General features: G+C 43.3%; 12 protein-coding genes. 2 read left to right on the top strand and 10 right to left on the bottom strand.

What is annotated here, in order from left to right:
- Positions 1–203: 203 nt before the first annotated feature.
- The 8 genes from GXP67_RS20895 to GXP67_RS20930 all read right to left on the bottom strand — a co-directional run bounded on the left by GXP67_RS20895 (position 204) and on the right by GXP67_RS20930 (position 13,958).
- The gene (locus tag GXP67_RS20895; RefSeq protein WP_162444925.1) at positions 204–1,820 is read right to left on the bottom strand and encodes a glycoside hydrolase family 32 protein; all 1,617 of its coding nucleotides are present in this window, start codon (positions 1,818–1,820) and stop codon (positions 204–206) included.
- Positions 1,821–2,365: 545 nt separating this feature from the next.
- Positions 2,366–2,974, bottom strand: a complete 609-nt coding sequence (locus GXP67_RS20900) for an IS630 family transposase (RefSeq protein ID WP_232064508.1) — start codon at positions 2,972–2,974, stop codon at positions 2,366–2,368.
- 5 nt (positions 2,975–2,979) lie between these two features.
- Positions 2,980–3,411, bottom strand: a complete 432-nt coding sequence (locus tag GXP67_RS20905) for a helix-turn-helix domain-containing protein (protein WP_162441276.1) — start codon at positions 3,409–3,411, stop codon at positions 2,980–2,982.
- 200 nt (positions 3,412–3,611) lie between these two features.
- On the bottom strand, positions 3,612–5,327 hold the full coding sequence (locus GXP67_RS20910; protein ID WP_162444926.1) for a RagB/SusD family nutrient uptake outer membrane protein: 1,716 nt from the start codon (positions 5,325–5,327) through the stop codon (positions 3,612–3,614).
- A gap of 18 nt (positions 5,328–5,345) precedes the next feature.
- The gene (locus GXP67_RS20915; protein ID WP_162444927.1) at positions 5,346–8,516 is read right to left on the bottom strand and encodes a SusC/RagA family TonB-linked outer membrane protein; all 3,171 of its coding nucleotides are present in this window, start codon (positions 8,514–8,516) and stop codon (positions 5,346–5,348) included.
- Between the two features lie 157 nt (positions 8,517–8,673).
- Positions 8,674–9,582 (bottom strand): carbohydrate kinase family protein, encoded by a 909-nt coding sequence (locus GXP67_RS20920; protein ID WP_162444928.1) that lies wholly within the window; start codon positions 9,580–9,582, stop codon positions 8,674–8,676.
- A gap of 87 nt (positions 9,583–9,669) precedes the next feature.
- Positions 9,670–11,004, bottom strand: coding sequence for a sugar porter family MFS transporter (locus GXP67_RS20925; RefSeq protein ID WP_162444929.1), 1,335 nt, complete (start codon positions 11,002–11,004; stop codon positions 9,670–9,672).
- Positions 11,005–11,192: 188 nt separating this feature from the next.
- On the bottom strand, positions 11,193–13,958 hold the full coding sequence (locus GXP67_RS20930) for a substrate-binding domain-containing protein (RefSeq protein WP_232064518.1): 2,766 nt from the start codon (positions 13,956–13,958) through the stop codon (positions 11,193–11,195).
- 516 nt (positions 13,959–14,474) lie between these two features.
- On the opposite strand from GXP67_RS20930, the gene GXP67_RS20935 reads away from it, so the two are divergent.
- Positions 14,475–15,233 (top strand): hypothetical protein, encoded by a 759-nt coding sequence (locus GXP67_RS20935; RefSeq protein ID WP_162444930.1) that lies wholly within the window; start codon positions 14,475–14,477, stop codon positions 15,231–15,233.
- Positions 15,234–15,314: 81 nt separating this feature from the next.
- Here the strand turns inward: GXP67_RS20935 and GXP67_RS20940 are convergent, their stop codons facing one another.
- Together GXP67_RS20940 and GXP67_RS20945 are read right to left on the bottom strand one after the other, a co-directional pair.
- Complete coding sequence (locus tag GXP67_RS20940) at positions 15,315–16,871, bottom strand: TolB family protein (RefSeq protein WP_162444931.1); 1,557 nt, start codon at positions 16,869–16,871, stop codon at positions 15,315–15,317.
- A gap of 339 nt (positions 16,872–17,210) precedes the next feature.
- Positions 17,211–19,640: a penicillin acylase family protein gene (locus GXP67_RS20945; protein ID WP_162444932.1), complete on the bottom strand. Its 2,430-nt coding sequence runs from the start codon at positions 19,638–19,640 to the stop codon at positions 17,211–17,213.
- Positions 19,641–19,946: 306 nt separating this feature from the next.
- Between GXP67_RS20945 and GXP67_RS20950 the strand changes: the two genes are divergently transcribed.
- Positions 19,947–20,927 carry a tryptophan 2,3-dioxygenase family protein gene (locus GXP67_RS20950; RefSeq protein WP_162444933.1) on the top strand — a complete coding sequence of 327 codons (981 nt, stop codon included), beginning with the start codon at positions 19,947–19,949 and terminating at the stop codon, positions 20,925–20,927.
- Positions 20,928–20,958: the final 31 nt, after the last annotated feature.

The following is a 20,958-nucleotide window of genomic DNA, read 5'->3' on the forward strand; positions in this document are numbered from 1 at the left end:
TACTGTATAAAATTAGGTGTTGCACAAAAATCAGAAGCCGAAGATAGAAGATAAAAACCGGAAATGAGATGTGTTTCTGGCTTCTGTTTTCTAACTCCGGCTTCCTGCCTCGGTTTCAATTATTCATTTTGTACGATCAAAAATTATTTTCAAAGCTGAAAACATGAACCTTCTGTGGTCTGTAGACCGTCGACCTAGTTCTCTTACTGGGCTGAAGCTAGTTTTTCGCCCCAGATGGATTTCAGTTGAGTAGCTTTGCCTGATACCAGTTTTACAGCGCCATCTTTGGCATACATCTTTACTTGGCTATAGTTGGAATCCGGAAAGAAAATATCCGTCATTACCACTTCTCCATTATCGGCAAATAACTCTACAGAAGCTACATCAAAAAACAGATGCAATTTCATGGTTTGAGCTGAAGATTTTCTGGGAGCCGTATGTTTGACTGCAAACTCTTTGGAGAAATCTTTTTTACCAGACTGGCTGCGGTCGATATAAAAATTTTTACTGGTTGCTTCATAACCGATCAGCAATTTTTGCCCCTGCGTATTGGAAAGTTCTATACCAAAATCTTTGCTCTGACTAATAGAATCCAGTTCTAATACTAGTTCAGAGGTAGCAATATCGAATGGAATACCGGCTTTCAAATCAACTTCTCCTTTCACCGCCCTACCAGAAATATTAGCAGATTCACCACGGATAGAGGCTAATTCTTTTACTGGCTGTGAAATAAGGCGAATGCCTTCCGGTAGTTTTTTCAAGCTCAGTTCTCTAGGAATAGTATTCGCACTACGCCAGTTGTCAGTAGGAACGGTATTGGCATAGAGCCAGTTACTCATCCAGCCTAAAAATATTCTCCTTCCATCACTTTGCGGCATATTAGCCCAGGTTACACCAGCATAATTATCAGCGCCTTCATCTACCCATAAAGTGGTTTTAGGCGAATAATCACTTTTAAACGTTTTTCCATCGAAATCCCCGATAAAATACTGCGTAGCCGAGCCTTTATTAGGCCCACCAGGATTGATACTCAGGAGCATCACCCACTTTTTTTGGCCATCTACTTCTAATGGAAACAGATCCGGACACTCCCATACACCGCCATGTCCGCCATAGGTTTTGCCAAACTCACTTAGTTTACTCCAGCTGGTCAGGTTTTTAGAACCATACAATTCCACATGATCGTCTACTGCCAGTATCAGTACCCATTGTTTGGATTCTTCGTGCCAGGATAATTTGGGATCACGAAAATCGCGGATGCCAGGATTTTTCAGGACAGGATTTCCCTTGTATTTCTCCCAGGTTCTGCCATTATCGGTACTATAGGCAATACCCTGCGTCTGATAATCATTGCGTCCTGCTTTTTCGCCTTCCATCAAATGGTAGGTATAAATAGCCACCATGGCTGGATTATCTTTGGTGCCCAGTCCAGAAGTGTTATTTACATCTACTACTGCACTGCCAGAGAAAATATAACCCAGACTATCCGGATATAGGGCAATTGGCAAATGTTCCCAGTGAATCATATCCTTACTCACCGCATGTCCCCAATGCATAGGGCCCCACACCGTACTATCCGGATAATGCTGGTAAAATAAATGGTATTCTCCCTTATAGAAAACCATTCCATTGGGGTCGTTCATCCATTTGCTGGGGGGAGAAAAGTGATATTGAGGTCGGTGGGTTTCCTGAAATTGAGTGTTCACCTGCGTAAACGGGGTTTCCGTAGAATCAGCCTGCGTAGTGTTTGTATTATCCTGCGATTCGGAGCAGGCTACCCATACAAACGAAAGAAACAGAAGTTGAAGGCAGTTTTTCATAAATAGGATGTTAGGCTAAAATGTAGGAATAATAAAGTTTGAAATGAAAGAGTTAGTTAATTAATAGCAGGAGTAAAAATTATTTTTGTTCAATATTACTGTTGATGCGTGCTCATACTATCATAGATTTATTGTTAAGAGAAGCTGCTATCTAACCTGCGCCGTCTTACTTTTCTTTTGCTTGTCCAAAAGAAAAGTAACAAAAGAAAAAGACCGCACCAACAAAGCCTGTTTTACGCTTGGATAGGCCAAGCCCACAACCCTCCGGCCATCCGCACAGGCCAAAACCGGCCACACTGTTGCTGCACCATCCACCGCACTCTTGCTTTGTCTATAATCCTAATAAAAAGTATTTATTGTTATTAAATAAAAATCAAATAAATATTCCTTGCGTGATGGCCCGAAAAAACAGCGGGCAATGCGCAGGCTTGCAGCGGGGAAGCATTGTTTTTTCTAGATTTTTCTTTGCTTACTTTCTTTGTAGCAATGACAAAGAAAGTAAGGACGGCGCATAGGGAATCAATTAACTGTTTGAATATAAGTAATTAAACACAATTAAGTATAATATTTTCATCTACTTCAAGTTTTTTAAAATCAAGTTTAAAGTAAGTACCCAATCCTGAAAAGATGGTATAAAGTGCCTCCTTAAGCGCTTCTACAGACAGATAGTCTTCGGCTTTGAGCCAATGATATTTCACCTGCTTCCAAAATCGTTCGATCCTGTTAAGATGAGGACTATACTTAGGCAGCAAAAAGATGTATAATCCTTTCTGTTCCCATTCTTCTTTTTTGACTTCCCATAGGCCACATGTATGCCAGGAGGCGTTGTCTAAGACTATGACAGTAAACTTGGAAATAGATGTTGAGAAGGCCTCTACACATTCAATGATAAAGTCAGCGTTTAGACTCCCACTTTTCTGATAAGTAAGCAACTCATTATTTGTACTTAACAAGCCAAATACATTTATCCTTGTACTTCTTTGGGATAAAATAGGGGCGTGTTCGCCTTTTTTGATCCATCCATAAGGTACACAAGGGGTAAGGCAAAACCCTGATTCGTCTCCAAAATATAAATCTATACTGCCTGTCTGTGCCAAATAAAGCAAAGCATGTAATCGCTTGACTTTCTGCTCATATGCTTCTTTGTTTTGCAATGGCTTTATCCATTTACGGAAACGTTTCCATCGGTAGTCAATTTTTTTAAAAACCGCTTCAAGGTCATCTCACTCATAGCCGTGCCTAATTTAGCTTCTATCTCTCGCTTAGCTAATTTAAGTTGTTGTTTTTCTTTCTCTATGCTATTTTCCACTACTTCAACATGGGTAGCATTACTGGTAGTAAGGATGGGTTTTCTGCCTTTCCCTTTTTGGTTCTTTAACCCTACCACACCTGTTTTCTCAAAGCGATCAAACCACTTATAAATACTTAACTGACTTACTTGAAAAATGCTTGCTAACTTCTGTACTTGATAGCCTTGATTGGATAACAGTATACATTGGCAACGGTTACGTTCCTGATAACTTTTACTATCTTTATGAATCTTCTCTAAGTCTTGTTTTTGCTTGTCTGTAATCTTCTTGATATAACGCATAAGCAAAGATACAATTTGCCAAAATCTTATACTTAATTGTGTACTCTTACTTAATTACTAAATAAAATTGAAAGTGAGATTGATGCGTAAATAATAAATCGCTTCACTGATAACTAACAACGAACAACCAATGAACGATTCTCTGCAAACAAACGCCTGCACAGAAAGCAGGCGCCTGTTCGCACATGATGAATACACTATTAATATCCCGGATTTTGCTGATACAAGCCTTTGGTAAAATTGATCTCCCGTTGAGGAATAGGTAAATATTCGTCTCTGCCGGCAGTAAATCTGGCTCCGTTCAGGAACGATCTTCTGGTTTTTTCTTTGGCTAAGTAGGCATTCAAGGTAGGTTCGGCAATGCCCCAACGTACCAGGTCGAAGAAACGGGGACTTTCCATCGCAAATTCCAGTCTTCTTTCCCACTGCAAAGCTTTTCGGGCGTATTCTTTCGTCCAGTTGGTGCCGTCATACGGTTTGATCAGGTAATTGGAAGGATCAGTGCCATCGGCTTTTTTGGTTCTTCCGGTGCTGGCGGCAGCTCTTTCCCGAACCTGATTGATCAGCGGCAAGGCCATATTCTGCTGACCTAATTCAATATAGGCTTCGGCTTGCATGAGCAATACGTCAGCATAGCGGATTACATCTATATTTTTGGAAGTGCCAATAAACGGACCTTCTTTTTTGTAGCAGGAACAATCAGCTAATTGTTGCTCTTTCATGCTCTGATAATAGCCATATACACCCGGATCACGCACCCAACTATTGCTGAAAGGCAGCTTTGCATTGTATTTATAAGGATGCCCGTCAATACCGATGGTATGATCTACTCTGGGATCTACGGTTGCTGTATTAAAATTGATCTCTCTTTCATTAAAGGTATCAAATTTAGGCAGGCCGTTGGCGTCCGTTCCGAAAGCGTTGGCCAGGTTCTGGCTGGGCTGATGGAATCCACAGCAGCCGTATTGTGGTGCGCCATGCGGATAATTCAAACCTGTTACCGTACTGATCCTGCCCAGCGAAGTACCATCGTTGATAGAATACTGAATGGCAAAGACAGATTCCGGACCATTGTCAAATCCATCCAGGAAGTTTTCTGCAAAATCTGGCTGTAGTTTGTATTTACCAGAGCTGATTACCATCTGGGTTAATTCTACGACCTGCTGTAATTTGCCAGGATTGATGCTCACCACTTTATGGTTTTCGTCCTGCTCATAGGCTTGGTATAACCTGAGTTTAGCCAGATAGGCAGCGGCAGCCATTTTATTGGCCCGGCCTACTTCCGGCTGGTTCACCGGTAGGTTATCCATGGCAAACTGAAAATCTTCAGCGATTTTATTCCACAACTCATCATTGGTATATTGGCGGTTGGAAACTTTTAAAATCTCATCGTTGGAAAGCGTTTCATCCACATACGGAATATTTTTAAATAGCATTTTCAACATGAAGTGAGAATGGCCTCTCAGGAACCGTAATTCTGCCTGGCGGGTGGTTTTCAGCGCAAATTCAGCTTCTGATAAATTATTAATAGACCGTAAGGCAAAATTGGCCCTGGAAATAGCCCGGTAAAAGTTTTCCCAGGTGAACGGATGCATCCAGCCATCGCCTTGTTGTGCCTGGGTTAGGTTATATTGTTCGTAAAAATTAACATCCTGCACATCGGCAACGCCGCCACCTCCTTTGTAAGAATCATCGGAACGCACGCTTCCATACACCCACATACTGGTCATTGGACCCACCATATCATCGTTTCCGATACCGGCATAGGCAGCAGTGACCAGGGCTTCGGCATTGGCGGCGGTGGTTACATTCTCTGTAGAAAGAGCACCTTGTGGCTGATATTCGAGGAAATCTTTGCAGGAACTAAAGGTGAGTATACCTGTCAATAAGGCACTGTATATTATTTTATTTTTCATGTGAGTAAGGCTTTAGAATTAGAAAGAAATATTGATACCGGCAGTGAATACCCTCGGAACGGCTATGGAATTTACATCTACCCGTTCAGGATCTGGCCCTTTGAAATCTTTGCTTTTGATCCAGAAGACATTGTCGGCCATAAAGTATATCCGGAGCTTTTCCATGCCCCCGATCTTGTTGATCGCAGCAGAAGGAACATTGTAGCCCAGTTGCACATTTCTCAATTTGAAATACGAGGTATTCACGTTGAAATAGTCGGATGGCCGGGTTTCGTTATTATTGTCGGATAAAGTTAAAGCCGGAATAGAGGAACCAGAATTCTGTGGTGTCCAGGCATCAAATACACCAGGGCCTACATTGTCTCGGCCTCGGATGAAGTCGTTATAGAAAGTATAGGGATCAAAACCTGTTCTGCCTGCAATGCCCGAACCGAAAATAGACATATCGAAATTCTTATAGCCCAGGTCTAAGCGGATGCCATAATTGAATTTGGGCAGTGTGGTTCCGTAAAATTCCTGATCCAAAGAATTAATTACCCCATCGCTGTTCAGGTCTCTGTAGCGGATTCTACCTGGTGCGGCACCTACCTGGTCCGCATGGGCATCTACTTCACCCTGGTTCTGGAAAATGCCATCGGTCCTGTAGCCAAATAAATCTAGCTGCGAATGCCCGATAATGGTCGTTACTGCATTCCCGGCAAAAGCAGAGCGTACTTCCTCTGGCAATACCGTGATTTTATCCCGGAAGCGGAAAAGGTTGGTAGACACACTGTAGGTAAAATCGCCTTTAGGTTTGCCCACATATCCCAGGGAAAGCTCCCATCCTTTATTGGTTTTGGTAGCGCCATTCACAAACTTCAACTGGCCTTCTCCTACGGCAGAAGCAACCGGCGGCTTAATCAAAATATCTCTGGTTTCCCGGGTAAAATAATCGAAAGAACCGGTAATGCTTCCTTGCAGAAATCCAAAATCAACACCCAGGTTTACTTCATCGGTCGTTTCCCATTTCAGCGCCGTATTTTGTCCTTGTGTAGAAACAAAACCAGAAGGTAATGTTCCTGAATTTACGCCATTTAAGTCATAAGCCGTACCTACACTCCAGAACTGGTCGAAAAATCCTTGATGGCCATTCGGTACCTGGGAAGCTCTGGTGCCATACCGGGGTTCAAACAGGCCAAATCTGGCTACATCCCCAATATCCTGGTTACCGATCCGTCCGATGCCAGCCCTCAATTTCAGATTGCTCACCGGTGTAACATTCTTCATAAATGATTCCTGGTCGATTCTCCAGCCAATAGAAGCAGCCGGGAAGAAACCATATCTATTGTCCTCTCCAAACCTGGACGAACCATCGCGGCGTAAGGTAACTGCGGCCAGATAACGGTCGGCGAGGTTATAGTCGATGCGGGCAAACTGGGATAATAAGCGGCTTCCGGTAGAATTTCCGGCACTATTGGCATTTCCAGAACCTGCACTGATCACAAAGAAATCTTCAGATTGTACGGCAAAGTTTTCCCGGTACGCCGTTAAATCATCCAGGTTATCGCGGATGGCTTCAATACCAGCCAGTAGATTAAAGCGGCTTTGTCCCAGAGAGAAATTGTATCTGGCCGTATTAGACCAGGTTAAGCTGAAAAAGTTATTGGTATTCAGGGTCAGGCTATTCAGCGAACGGGCAATAAATCCTTCCTTATACGACTGTTCAATGTTCTTATTGCTATACCTGGCAATATCCGCTCCAAGCGACGTCCGGAATATGAGGTTTGCAATAGGTTCTACTTCGGCATAAATATTACCGAAAACAAAATTACGCCGCGTATTATCCCATTTGTTAATGTCCTGCATGTGCAGCGGATTATTCCGGTCAGAGTAGCCAGAACCCAGAGGACCAGCGTACTTTCCATCGGTGGTGTATACTGGAATAGTAGGTGCTAAGGTAATCGCCAGTCCAGGGGTAGGTGCGCCGCCCAGGTCAGTGGCAGCCAGCGTTTCTTTGGAAGATACCAGTTGCGTATTGATTCCCATTTTAAGGCGGCCATTAAACAGATTGGTAGCCGCATTCACCCTTCCGCTGTAGCGGCGGTAATTGGTATAACGCAACATCCCGGAATTGCTCAGGTAGCCAAAATTGATCAGCAAAGAAGCTTTATCTGTTCCGCCAGAAATGGTTACATCGTTATTGGTGACATAGGCCGTTTTATACATCACATCCTGCCAGTCGGTATCGCCAGCTGGTGTTAGCGGATCGCCGCCAACCAGTGGTTTTACGGTAACGCTATTCAATACCGGGTTATTAAAATCTTTATTCCAGTCGAAATTATAGATTTCGCCATAGCCAGATGCTGGATCAACTTTGTCATTGACAGATGCTTGCCAGAGTGCCCTGCCCCGGTCAGCCGCATTCAGCATATCAAAACGCTGCGATTTTTCTGAAAGGCTGGAAATACTGGAATTGAACTGAACATTGAGTTTGCCATCCGTATTGCCTCCGTTATTGGTGGTTACAATGATAACTCCATTCGAAGCCCTAGCTCCATAAATAGAAGCCGACGAGGCATCTTTCAGTGCCTGAATGGATTGAATCGAACTGGGATTTAGGCTTTGAAAAACCTGTGGACGTTTGGTAGGAACGCCATCGATAATATACAGCGGATCAGTGTTTCCTAAGGTATTTACTCCCCGCAACAGAATCCGGCTATTGTCTCCGGAAGGGGTGCCAGTTTTTTCAATATACAAACCAGGGACCCTGCCTTGTAAAGCCTGCATCGGATTACCTGAACTGATCGCTGCTGTGCGGATAGGCGCCATTTCAACCACCGCCACCGCACCAGTCAAATCTTCTTTTCTGGAAGTACTGTATCCCAGTACAACCACCTCACTCAGCGATTTGATATCAGCCGCCATGGTAATATCAATGGTAGTCCGGCCATTTACCTGAACTTCTTCCAGGGTATAGCCAATTGAAGAAAATACCAGTGTTGCATTGCCATCGGGCACTTGGAGGGAATAACTCCCGTTAGGATCAGTTGTTGTACCGGTAGTAGTTCCTTTTACCAGTACGTTCACCCCGACCAGGGGTTCATTTGTTTCCATTTCGATTACCTTTCCGGTAACCGTCAGGGCAGTTTGCGCCTGCAATCCGAATAAGACACACAGGAGCAGCACGGCCATAAGTAAGCTTTTTTTCATTAGATTTTAAGTTAAAAGTGGATGAAAAGAGAAGAAGTCTTTTAAAAAAGTAGACCATTTACACGGAAGCAGAGATATCATTTCCTCATTTCAGGAACGTGGAGGTTTCCAGATGCAGCGATTGTACAAATGCGTGAATTGCATAAGATTTTTAGGTTTAAAGTATGATGGGGTTAGAAGCTAATGCCGAATCGAGCAACTGACGAATGGCATTTTCGGGAACGACAGGCGTAGCCCCTCGCTGGGTAGCCACATAGGCACCCACGGCACAAGCAAAAGGAAGAATCTGGCTGATAGCCATTCCGGAAAGATACTGATGCAGAAAAACGGCCAGGAATGCATCACCGCTACCAATGGTATCTTCAACCTTCACCTGAAAGCCCGGATGCTCGAAATATCCCGCTGATGTGAAAACGGAAGCGCCATTTTCGCCTCGGGTTACCAGCAAAACATCCGTATGGAACCGCTGGATCAAGTATTCCATGCCTTCTTTCTCAGGTAGTATTTGGCCATACCAGCTCAGAATTTCAGTCAGTTCATGGTGGTTCATTTTGATGATACTGGCATGATCCATCAGTAGCTGAATTTGTTTAGGCGAGTAATGCGGCGGACGAAGGTTTACATCAAATACTTTTAAACTGGCCAGGGGCAGGTATTTAAACAGGGTTTCGCAAGTTGTTTTGCTGCGGGAAGCTAAACTGCCATAGATAAATACATCACTTTCCTGTACCAGCCGGGCTGCTTGTTCTTCATATCGGATATAATCCCAGGCTACGAGAGCTACAATATTATAGGTAACATGTGTTTTATTGCTAATATCGGCTTGTACGAGTCCGGTCTGGTGGGTTTCATCAGCCTGAATGTACCCGGTAGAAATACCTTTTTCCTGCAGAAAACTTAGCAAATTCTTTCCAGCCGCATCATTGCCAATCCGGCTGAGTATGGTTGGAGTATATCCCTGGTAATGCAGGTGTATGGCTACATTCATGGGTGCGCCTCCAGGCATGGCTCCATCTGGCAGCATATCCCAAAGCGTTTCACCAAAGCATATTATCTTTTTGTTCATGGAAGAGTAGGTTAAAAATTGGAATGTGGAGATTAGAAGTTGGAGGATGGAGATTGAATCCATTTTCTATCTTCCAACTTCCATTGCCTAATGCATCACTACTGTTTTTTCAATTTGCTCCAGGGAAGTGCCTTTGGTTTCGGGCATGATGCGCCATACAAACAGCAGTTGCAGTACCATCATCACACTGAATAACAGGAAGGTATTTCCGCCACCCAGCGTTTCGGCAATATAGGGGAAAGTGAAAGCGATAATAGCCGCCATAAGCCAGTGGGTAAAGCTGCCCAGGGCTTGTCCGGAAGCCCGTACCTGGTTAGGGAATATTTCGGAAATGAACACCCAGATAACGGCTCCTTGGGAAAAGGCAAAAAAGGCAATGTATACAAACAGATAGACTGGTACTGAATAACTGTTGAATTCTTCGAAGTAGAAAGCTTTTGCCACCAGACCGAGGGTAACAATCAAACCTACCGAACCAATCAACATCAGGGTACGGCGGCCAAAACGGTCGATAGAGTTAATAGCAATTAAAGTGAACAGGAAGTTGATTAAGCCTACACCAGCCGAGGAAAGCAAGGCTGAACTTTTACCTAATCCGGCCATTTCAAATATTCTGGGTGCATAATAAATGATGGCGTTAATACCCGAAGCTTGGTTAAAAAAGGCAAACAAGATCGCCAGCATCACCGGTGTGCGATACTGACTGGTAAATAAAGAACCTTTGATCTCACTGCCGTCAGCATGCTGGGAAGAAGTCAATATCTCTGTAACAATCTGATTAACATCGGTTGCGGGATTAGCAATTTTCAATGTTTTTTTGGCTTCGTCTACCTTACCTCTTTTCAGAATCAACCATCTAGGACTTTCCGGTACGAACAAAACTGAAACTAAGAAAATGAGAGAAGGAAATGCCTGTACACCCAGCATCCAGCGCCAGTCGTTTGCACCATCGCCGCCGAATAAATAATTGGATAAGTAAGCGACCAGAATACCAAACACTACATTGAACTGGAACATACCTACCAGTTTTCCTCTGGAACGGGGAGGGGCGATTTCGGAAATATATAAGGGAGCCGTAACTGATGATGTACCTACGCCAACTCCTCCCAGAAACCGGAAGGTCAGGAAGGTAATCCAGTCGGGCGCTAACGCTGTACCTAATGAGGAAAGCAAGTATAGAACAGCTATGGCAAACAAGGTGGTTTTTCTGCCAAATCTATCTGAAGGAATGCCGCCAAATAAAGCACCCAGCACTGTTCCTATTAAAGCGATAGAAACCGTAAGCCCATGTTCGAAAACATTTAAATCCCAGAGTTGCTGAATGGCTTTTTCGGCCCCTGAAATAACGGCGGTATCGAAACCAAATAAGAAGCCGCCCAGTGCTACTACGATTGCCCAGAAAAATACTTTAGTGTTCGTCATCAGAAAATAAATAAATTTTGTCTGACGAAACTACTTGCTGCCAGTGGCTAACTAATCCAGGATCGTATCAAAAACATTAAAATCTGTAACAGAAACGCAATGGCTGTTAACACACTAAAATTCAGTTGATTATGATTTTGTATTTCTATCTGAGTTTCAATTTTGTAACACGTTTTTTCAGTTTTATATCATTCCTGGGGAGTATACTTCTGATTTTTGTATTCGATGGGGGAAACGCCGTATTTGGCTTTGAAGGCTGTAGAGAAATAGGTAGGGGAGGAGAAACCAACCTGGTAGGCAACATCCGCCACCGAAACTCCAGGTTGTTGAAGATGGTGACAGGCTTTATTCAACCGGATCGTCTGGATATAGTCATTTACGGCTACGCCTAATACTGCTTTTACTTTGCGGTATAACTGAATTCTGGAAAGACCCAGGTCTTTGCACAAGCTATCTACATTGAGGGAAGGTTCAGCAAGCCGGGTTTCAATAATGGCTTTAAAGTCGCTGATGAATTTTTTGTCGAGTTTATTAATAGGCGCAGAAGCTTTCGGATTGGGCAGTACGTCTCCCATATAATGATTTTTGAGAATAGCCCGGTTCATCAGCAGGCTCCGGATACTTTCCTGTAAAAATTGCAAGCTGAAGGGTTTAGTTAGATACAGGTCTGCGCCGGTATGCATGCCTTCAATCTGTTGTTCTACCGTATTTCTGGCCGTAAGTAAAATAACTGGAATATGCGAAGTCCGCAGGTCTGATTTGAGAATGGAGGTTACTTTCAGGCCGTCGGTATCTGGCAGCATAATGTCACAAATGATCAGGTCCGGAATCTGCTCAAAGGCTTCTTTCATGCCCTGGTTGCCATCTGCAGCTGTGATTACTTCATAGTTTTCCTGGAGTCTTTCTTTTAGAAAAACGGTCAGGTCTTCATTGTCTTCAATTACCAGAATAGTATATTCCCGTTCGTGTACAGGAACGGTTCCTGGCATAAGGTCTGCTTTTTCTTCTTTGCATTCTTCTTTCAGGTACAATTGTTCTGGCAAGAAGGATTCTTTTTCGGCAGAGATTTCTTCCCCGCTAAAATGATCTTTTCCCAGCGGTAATTCTACGGTAAAACAGGTTCCCTTGTACTTTTTGCTTTGTACACTGATTTTTCCCTGATGCAGTTCAACAAATTCCTGCGAAAGGGGTAATCCTAAACCTGTGCCTTTGGCATACGCATTCTGACCCTGGTAAAACATTTCAAAGGCCCGCTTGCTTTCTTCTGCTGACATACCTACCCCGGTATCTTCCACTCGAATAATCGCTATATTTCTGGCTGAATCCTGTTCCACATATACATAAATCCTGCCTTTGTCACCAGTAAATTTAAAAGCATTGGAAAGCAGGTTGAAAAAAACCTTATCCAGCATATCTGCATCAAACCAGAGGGGCAGGGAATTCAGGCTGGTAATGATCTGAAAATCGATGTGCCGTTTTTTAGCCATTCCTTCAAAAGGCAGTTGAATATCTCTTAAAAAAGCAATCAGATCATGTTGCGAAGCTTTCAAGCGGATTTTGCCGCTTTCAATTTTACGGAAATCCATCAGTTGATTTACCTGGCGGAGTAAGCGAAGGGCATTTTTATGGATCAATTGCAGGTCTTTCTTTAGAATAGTAGCCTGGCTTTTTTTTGCAGCTAATAACTCTTCGACAGGTGCCAGAATGAGCGTAAGTGGCGTACGGAATTCGTGAGAGATATTGGTAAAAAAACGGAATTTGGTTTCGGTGGCCTCCTGGGCTTTTTCGGCCATTTCCTGCACTTTGTTGCGTTGTTCGAGTATTTCCTGGTTTTTGGTTTTAAGTTCGCGGTTTATTTTCTGGTTTTCGCGTAATGAATACAAAGCCAGTGAGCCCAGCACTACCGTTACCACCAGCATGCCAGACATTACATACAAAAATACCTGCTGATTATTATAGATTTTAATTTGGTCATCAATCCGTTTTTGCTGCTTTTCAATATCATCCTGCTGGCTGAGAATTTTATCCGTCTGCATTTTCATCATCCGCACATTGGAAGAATCAATAACAGCCGTATGCAGAATGGTTTCTTTATTCGTCTTACCGGTTTGCAAGATTTCTATGGCTTTCTGAATGGCCTCTTCACCTCCTGGCGAATAAATAACCGAAGCTTCAAATACGCCTTTATTTACCATATCGATTCCACCATCCGGGCCAGCTAATCCATCAATTCCTACAAATTTTACCTTACCCAATAGATTTTTTTCCTTCATTACTTCATAGGCACCTACAGTCATCCGGTCGTTGTGCCCGAAAATCAGGTCGGCATCCGGGTGCTGGTCAATGATTTTGAGAAAGGCAGGCTTAGCAAATTGTTTCTCCCATTCGCCATTGATGCTAATAACTTCGATATCCGGAGAAATAGCCATTACTTCCATAAACGCCTTATGCCGGTCAATGGCCGGAGTGGATTTGGGAGAACCAGTGATCTCAATAATTTTGCCTTTGCCTTTTAATAAGGTATTTATATACTCACCAGCTATTTTGCCCACTTCATAGTTATTTCCTCCTACATAGGCGGTGTAAAAAGGAGAAGTAATCCGCCGGTCGACTACTACCACTGGAATGCCTTTTTGAAATACTTCTTCCACAATGGGAGTAATGGGCTGGTCTTCGTTGGGCGAAACGATCAGCAGGTCAATATCGGAATTAGCTAGTTCGCGTATTTGTTCAATTTGTTTCTGGTTATTATACTGGGCATCGCGGTAGAGAAGGGTAACATTTGGGTGGAAAGCCAGTTCCCGCTGCATGCCTTTTATCATAGCTTTTCTCCATTCATCGGCGCCGGTACACTGAGAAAAACCAATCGTATAGCTATTGTTAGGCTCGTTTTTACAGCCAGCCAGCAGACACATAACCCATACTAATAAAAGACTGTATTTCCAGGTGGACATGAAAGGTGATAATTGTTAAAGCTTGATCTCTGAATTGCCTGAATAAAATACCAGATTATTAATGGCCTTATAGTGAGTTTCAGCCAATTATAAGAAAAGCAAACTCATGTATTACATTTACCTTGAGAAAATAAAAATAACTCTGATCGCAATACTAAAATACAAATTATTCCGGAGATAAGCAGACTTCATTTCTATATTGAAGAAATACCCTCCCTATACTAAAGCGATGTGCTTATTCAATTTAATATGTCCAGCAAGGTTAATCTTGATTCTTGACTTCACTTATGATAGAAACCAATAAATGTTTTTGTTACCACAAGCAACCCTTTTTTGTTTCACTTCGTCCTGGGAACGCATTCTGCAGCAGTTAAATACAAGTTTGCTACAGATCATGAATAAGTAAGTACTCCGGAGCATCTTATCTTTTTCAGCTATTCAATACGGCTTTTGGCTGTACGGAATAGCAGGCTTGCTATTATTTACATTTTTTTCACCTGTAAGTCCAACAATTCTATGAAAAAGAAGAACTCTACCTGGGTAGCCGCTTTACTATTAACCCTTCTTGCCGGCAGCCTTTTGTTTACCGCCTGTAATAAAGATGACGATGAAGCACCTGTTGTGAATTCTGTACAACTCAAAACAGATCCAACGTTGGGTCAGTATTTGGCTGATTCAGCCGGGCGAACTTTGTATGTTTTCTCTCCGGATGTAGCCGGTCAGAGTGTATGCAGCGGAAATTGTCTGGTGGCTTGGCCTGTATTTTACTCAGGAAATTTAAAGCTGCCTTCAGAATTAAATTCTGCTGATTTCGGTACCATTACCCGCAGTGATGGAACCAAGCAAACTACTTTCCGCGGATGGCCACTGTATTATTATGAGCAAGACGTGGCGCCTGGGGATGTAAAAGGCGAAAATGTGAACCAGGTCTGGTTTGTAGTTAATCCTGATTTTAAGATGATGATCGCCCGCAAAGGTGCTGATCTCTACCTGACAGATATTGATGGCCGTGCCTTATATACTTTTAGCCCGGATGCAAACAATACCAGCAACTGCTCCGGCAACTGTATAGTAAACTGGCCGGAGTTTCTGGCAGAGGATTTTAAGATGCCTTCTCCATTAAAAGCTGCTGATTTTACTACCATTACCAGGGCCGATGGCAAGAAGCAATTATCTTATAAAGGAAAACCGCTGTATTATTTTAAAAATGATGCCCAGAGGGGAGACATTAATGGAAAAGGGGTGGGCAATGTATGGTTTTTGGCTACTCCCTAGTTGTACCTTTGGTTCTATACTAAAAAAGCCGTATTCTGATAGAGATACGGCTTTTTGTTTGAAAGCATTTTTACCTGATGATTAATTTCCCGTACTGGCAGCACCATTTTTCTCTACAATGCTGATATCGGTGGTATTACTTACAAATGCTACTTTTTTACCATCCGGTGACCAGGATGGCGTATTGATTGTACCCTGACCGCCATATATATACGCAATCACTTTGGGCTGTCCGCCACTAACGGGCATCATCCGCAGGTATACATGTTTGTAGAAAGGATGGTCACCAGATTCTACTTCTTCTTTCAGGAAAGACAAGAATACGATCCATTTGCCATCCGGGGAGATGTGCGGAAACCAGTCATGGAAATCGGTATTGGTAAGGGCTTGCTGTTCAGTGCCATCGGCTTTCATGCGAAACAGTTGCATGGTGCCATTGCGATTGGAGTTGAAGTAAATGTATTTTCCATCCGGAGAGTATTCCGGTCCATCATCCAGTCCCTTAGCCGTTGTTAACTGCACTTCCGGACCACCATTGGAGGGCACCCCATATATGTCGTATTCATTGTTGCGCTGCCCGGTAAATACCAGTATTTTGCCATCAGGCGACCAGCCATGCAAGTAAGAAGGACCTTTGGGTGTGATCTGCTTAGGGGTACCGCCAGTTACCGGAACGGTATAAATAATAGAGCCACCCAGCGCACTTACGCCGCTGCTCAAACCCAGCATTTTGCCATCGAAGGAGAGTACATGGTCGTTGTTATTATTTTTTACATCGCCGGTGTTGAGCACTTTGGGTTGTCTGGTTTTCAGGTCTAATGTATAAATAAGGCCATCGCTGTTGTAGATCAGGGTTTTATTATCTGGTGTCCAGTTGGGGGCTTGCAGGGATTTGGGGGAAGTATATACAATTTCCCGTTTGCCGGTATTCACATCCAGTATTTCGATATGGCTTCCCAGGTATTCCCGGTAAGGCACTAGTCCTTCTCTGGCCGGAACAGAAATGCGTACATCTGTAAATGTTCCTTTTTCAACCACATCTTTATTATGTGAACCCACAAACAAGCCTACATATATTTCATCCCCCAGGTTTAGCTCGCTCACTTGTTCAGTCACAAAAGGTTCTCCGAATTTGGCTACCCGCATAGTATAGGTATTCCCTTTTCTTTCCAGTTGAATGACATCCGCATGTGTGATCTTGGATTTGATTTCGTCGGTATTGGCTCCAGTGGTTTTCCGGTATTGCAGGGAAGTAAGCCCATCCCCATGTACCACGGCATTGATATGAGCTGAATTTCCATCCAGACTGGTCCGGGCCATCCAGCCTACTTTCCGGTGTGGATCTACGCCTTTGCCAATAAAAGCTGCTCTGGTATACACAAGGAAATCACCTTTCATCTTTTTCCACACATAATGAAATTCATCGTGATCGAACCAGACGTTGTATCCCGAACCGGCAATTTCATAGGTTCCGGTTTTGGTATTATACGAGGCTGAACCTGGTTTTACATTCTGACCTATATCACCGTGTCCTTCAAACATACCTACAGCTTTTTGGGCAAAGGCCATTTGAATAGAGCACAGGAAAAAGGCAGTGCATAAGAGTAGTATGGAATGGTTTGTTTGTGTTGTTTTCATATAAAGTGATTAGGTTAAAAAGTAGTGTATAGGTATAGCTGAACTCTCCAGAGAATTAATAATTAAATTTGTGAACAAAGTTTTTTGTATAAATAAAAAGATTCTTGATTACCTAGGCCGTCCTTACTTTTATTTTGCTTGTCCAAAATAAAAGTAACAAAACAAAAGGACAGCACCAACAAAGCCGGTTTTACGCTTGAAGGTGGCTGCTCGCACAAACTCCGGCCTTCACACTGGCCAAAACCGGCCACACTGTTGCTGCACCATCCACCGCACTCTTTCATAGTCTACATTTTTGAAAAATGGCCAAGTATCTGTCCTTATCAGATTTAATAAAATTCATTCTTTCAGATTCCATCTGGCTATGATTCTGGAAGAAGTTTCTTCTGGTTTTTGCATAAATACAAGTTCATTTAACTCACCTTTGCGCCAGGTTTCGATCATATTATCATAATAAAAACTACCCGGATTGCCGGACTGGCCACCTGGATATACTCCATAGCCTTTTACCTGAGGACCTAAAGCCACCACTATCCGCCAGGAAGGGCCATTGCGCTCAGTGGTTGCATTTACAATGCTGCTACCGCCGCCATTCATAATATCCCGGCGGCTTAGGGCAGGAATACGGGCAAGATGCATAATATCGGTGCTTTTGTAAGGTGCCCACTGCCAGGATTCGTTCATATCGCCATACCGGGCATATAAAGTATCCACCGTTTTCTTAAAAGACAGATTGACCAGATCTGCCAGCGTTTCCTTTGGTGATGTGTTTGTATTATCTATCCAGCGGGATTGTGGTTCGTTGAGAATCAGATGTATGGTACGGTCACGGCTGGGATAGCGCATTTCCGGTGTCTGCCGGTTGCCAAATTCATCCCGCCAGACGGCATTGTTGAGGTTATTCCACCAACTGGTAAATATGGTCGGCCCTATTTCCTGGGGATCATTGCGGTAGTTCCATTGAGAAAGGGTCTGGAGGGCTGTTTTTTGTTTGGCCGTTAGCTTATCCTGGTATACATAGGACAATAATTTGGGCAGAACGGCCTCTGCATACAAATTAAAATTATCGCTTTGCAGCAAGCGCAAGCTATCTGGGGTAGCTTTTTGCATACCAGCTAATCGCTGGTTGATCCGGCGGCCTCTTTCGGAGGGGGCAAATTCCCAGTTGAGGTAATAGGGATAGGTAGTATCAGCCGAAAACTGGTTGGCCGAACTTACAAAGCCTCTCGGCGGATTTTTTACATGCGGATTGTGGGCATGCGGAATCCGGCCCTGCCAGTCATATGCGGAACTGGTGCCATCCAGAATAAATTTGCCCTGGTTTTTCCATTTGAGCGGAAATTTACCATTTGGCCAGATGGCAATGTCATTATGAGCATCGGCGTAGATAAAATTTTGAGCCGGAGTAGCATAATAAGAAAGGGCTTCTACATAATCCTGGTAATTTCTGGCCCGGTTCAATTTTACAAAAGCGAGCAGTTCGTTTTCTGCTTCATGTGCTGCCCAGCGCATGGCATGTTCAGTAGGTGCCTGTGTATCAAAAGGTTTTTCTCCATCCTTATAGACAACCGGACCATGATGGGTATATAACACCGTATCAAATACACTTGCTTTTCCTTTCACTTTAATCTCTTCCACTCTTCTCCGGACAGCCTTCCACTGGTTATCATGCCAGTATTGGGTTCTGGTATTGTCTTTAAAGCGCAACTGGTAGAAATCCATTACATCGGCACCTACATTGGTTAATCCCCAGGCTACTTCTTTGTTAAAGCCACTGATAACCGATGGTGCCCCAGGCAAAGAAGCTCCATATACATTCACATCCGGACTGACCAGCTGGATCTGGTACCAGATAGAAGGAAGGGTGAGATTTAAATGCGGATCATTAGCCAGAATCGGATAACCACTGGCAGATTTAGACCCATGTACTGCCCAGTTATTGCTGCCAATTTCCGGATCAGGTGCAGGCGTAACAATAGTATCTGTAGCATTGGCCAGAAATCCATTGGGTGCTTTGGGTATAGCTACTGGTGTAAAATCAAGTGGAGTGCCTGGCGGAATAATAGGATCTTCGACAAAAGGATAATCCGGAAACAGATCTTTTACCACATCTTTGCCAAAGGCAGTCAGGATGTTGGTCATATACAGGTCGTCGCTGCCGCCGGTAAGTGTATTGGATAATTGCTGGAGCAGCAGGCCACATTTCATCGGGCTCCAGGGTTCAGGAGCATAACCAAGTAATTTGTATTCCAGGGGATAATCCTCCGGCGAAAGTTCATCAATATAGGCATTGATACCAGCTGAGTATGCTTGTACCACTTCCCTGGATACAGGATCTGCCAGCATATTTTTGGTGGCTTTTTCAGCTCCATATACCATTCCCATCCGGCGGCTATACCGGTCGAGTTCCAGGGCACGTTCACCTACAATTTCAGAAATCCGTCCGGCGGCGGCATGTGTTTGAAATTCCATTTGCCACAAGCGGTGCATAGCTGTTACATACCCCTGTGCAAAATACAGATCATAGTTGTTTTCTGCGAAAATATGCGGCACCAGCACATCATCAAATACTACTTGTACTTTGCCTTTTAAACCGGGAATATCCAGGTTTTTCTCCTTTGCTACAGATTTGCTTTCGGCATTGGCCCAGAAACCATGGAAGGGATCAAGGAATTTACCTACCGGTGGAATGTCGCCAAATTTATGATCCAGTGCATAAACTAACCCCAATGTAATAATCAGTGTACCTATCGCTTTAAGCCATTTCATAAGCTTATTCTAATTAACAGACTATCAGTTGAACTGGTTAAAGTATAAAATTTTGCAGTAAAATTCTAATTTAATTCCTCACTATTGATTTTTATATCAACTTTGTGTTTCAACCCGACATGATTTTTCCCGGTATAGAAATACATCGTAGAAATTACTTTATATTAACCGCCAGGCTTGAAAGGTTTTCAGAATCATCGAATGATGAACTGCATAACAAGGAACGATTATATTTACATCAGTATTGGGAGTTCCTTGTTTCATATCCATTATTCAAACATATTCAATACATTAATATAAACCGACGTGCATACACCAACACCAGATTCTCCAGAAAAACGGGCGCAATTGTTAAAAGCATTAGAAGAAAAATATAAACTCACTAGCCAGGATACAGATGGCTACCTGGAAGGTTTATTGTACGCAGATTATCTTTCTTACTGGGACTATATTCACCTGGAAACTCTACTTTCGCTGCAGAACCCCAGAACGGTTTTTCCAGACGAGAATATTTTTATTACCTATCACCAGGTAACAGAACTGTATTTTAAGATGATCCTTTCGGAAATGAAGCAGATAGGTGAGGCAGAGAATATAACGGAATCTTTCTTTTTGCAGCGTATGGAGCGCATTACCAGGTATTTTCAGATTCTGGTGCAATCGTTTGATGTAATGAGTATAGGTATGGATGGTGAACAGTTTCGCAAGTTCCGGATGACATTGATGCCAGCCAGTGGTTTTCAATCAGCACAGTTCCGCATGATCGAGATACGGGCTACCGATTTTATCAATATTGTAGACAAAGATGTGCGGCATGAACTCCACACCGATATGCCGGTGGAAGCTTTATACGAACACATCTACTGGAAAAAAGGGGCAACAGAAGTAGCTACCGGCAAACAGACGCTTACCCTGCAAAAGTTTGAAGAAAAATATGAACAGGTGTTAATGCGTTTTATTGAGGAGGTGAAGGATACCAATTTGTGGGCAGCCTATCAGCGGCTGGCAGCCAAACAAACACCCGGCCAGCCGCTAAAAGAAGCCTTGCGTCTTTTTGATACATTGGTGAATATAGACTGGGCACTGGCCCATTTCAGGTCAGCCATGCACTATTTGCATAAAGAACCAGTGGCCGTTCAGGCAACCGGCGGTACCAACTGGCAGCAATACCTGCCGCCCATATTCCAGAAACGGATATTTTATCCGCAACTCTGGACAGAGCAGGAAAAGTCAGAATGGGGTAAAAGCTGGGTGGAAAAGTACATCCCCCAGGGCAGGGCATTCTGATAAAACCAGGAAATATATACCTTTATCGCTT

The sequence above is a fragment of the Rhodocytophaga rosea genome, assembly GCF_010119975.1.
In the GTDB taxonomy this organism is placed as follows: Bacteria; Bacteroidota; Bacteroidia; order Cytophagales; family 172606-1; genus Rhodocytophaga; species Rhodocytophaga rosea.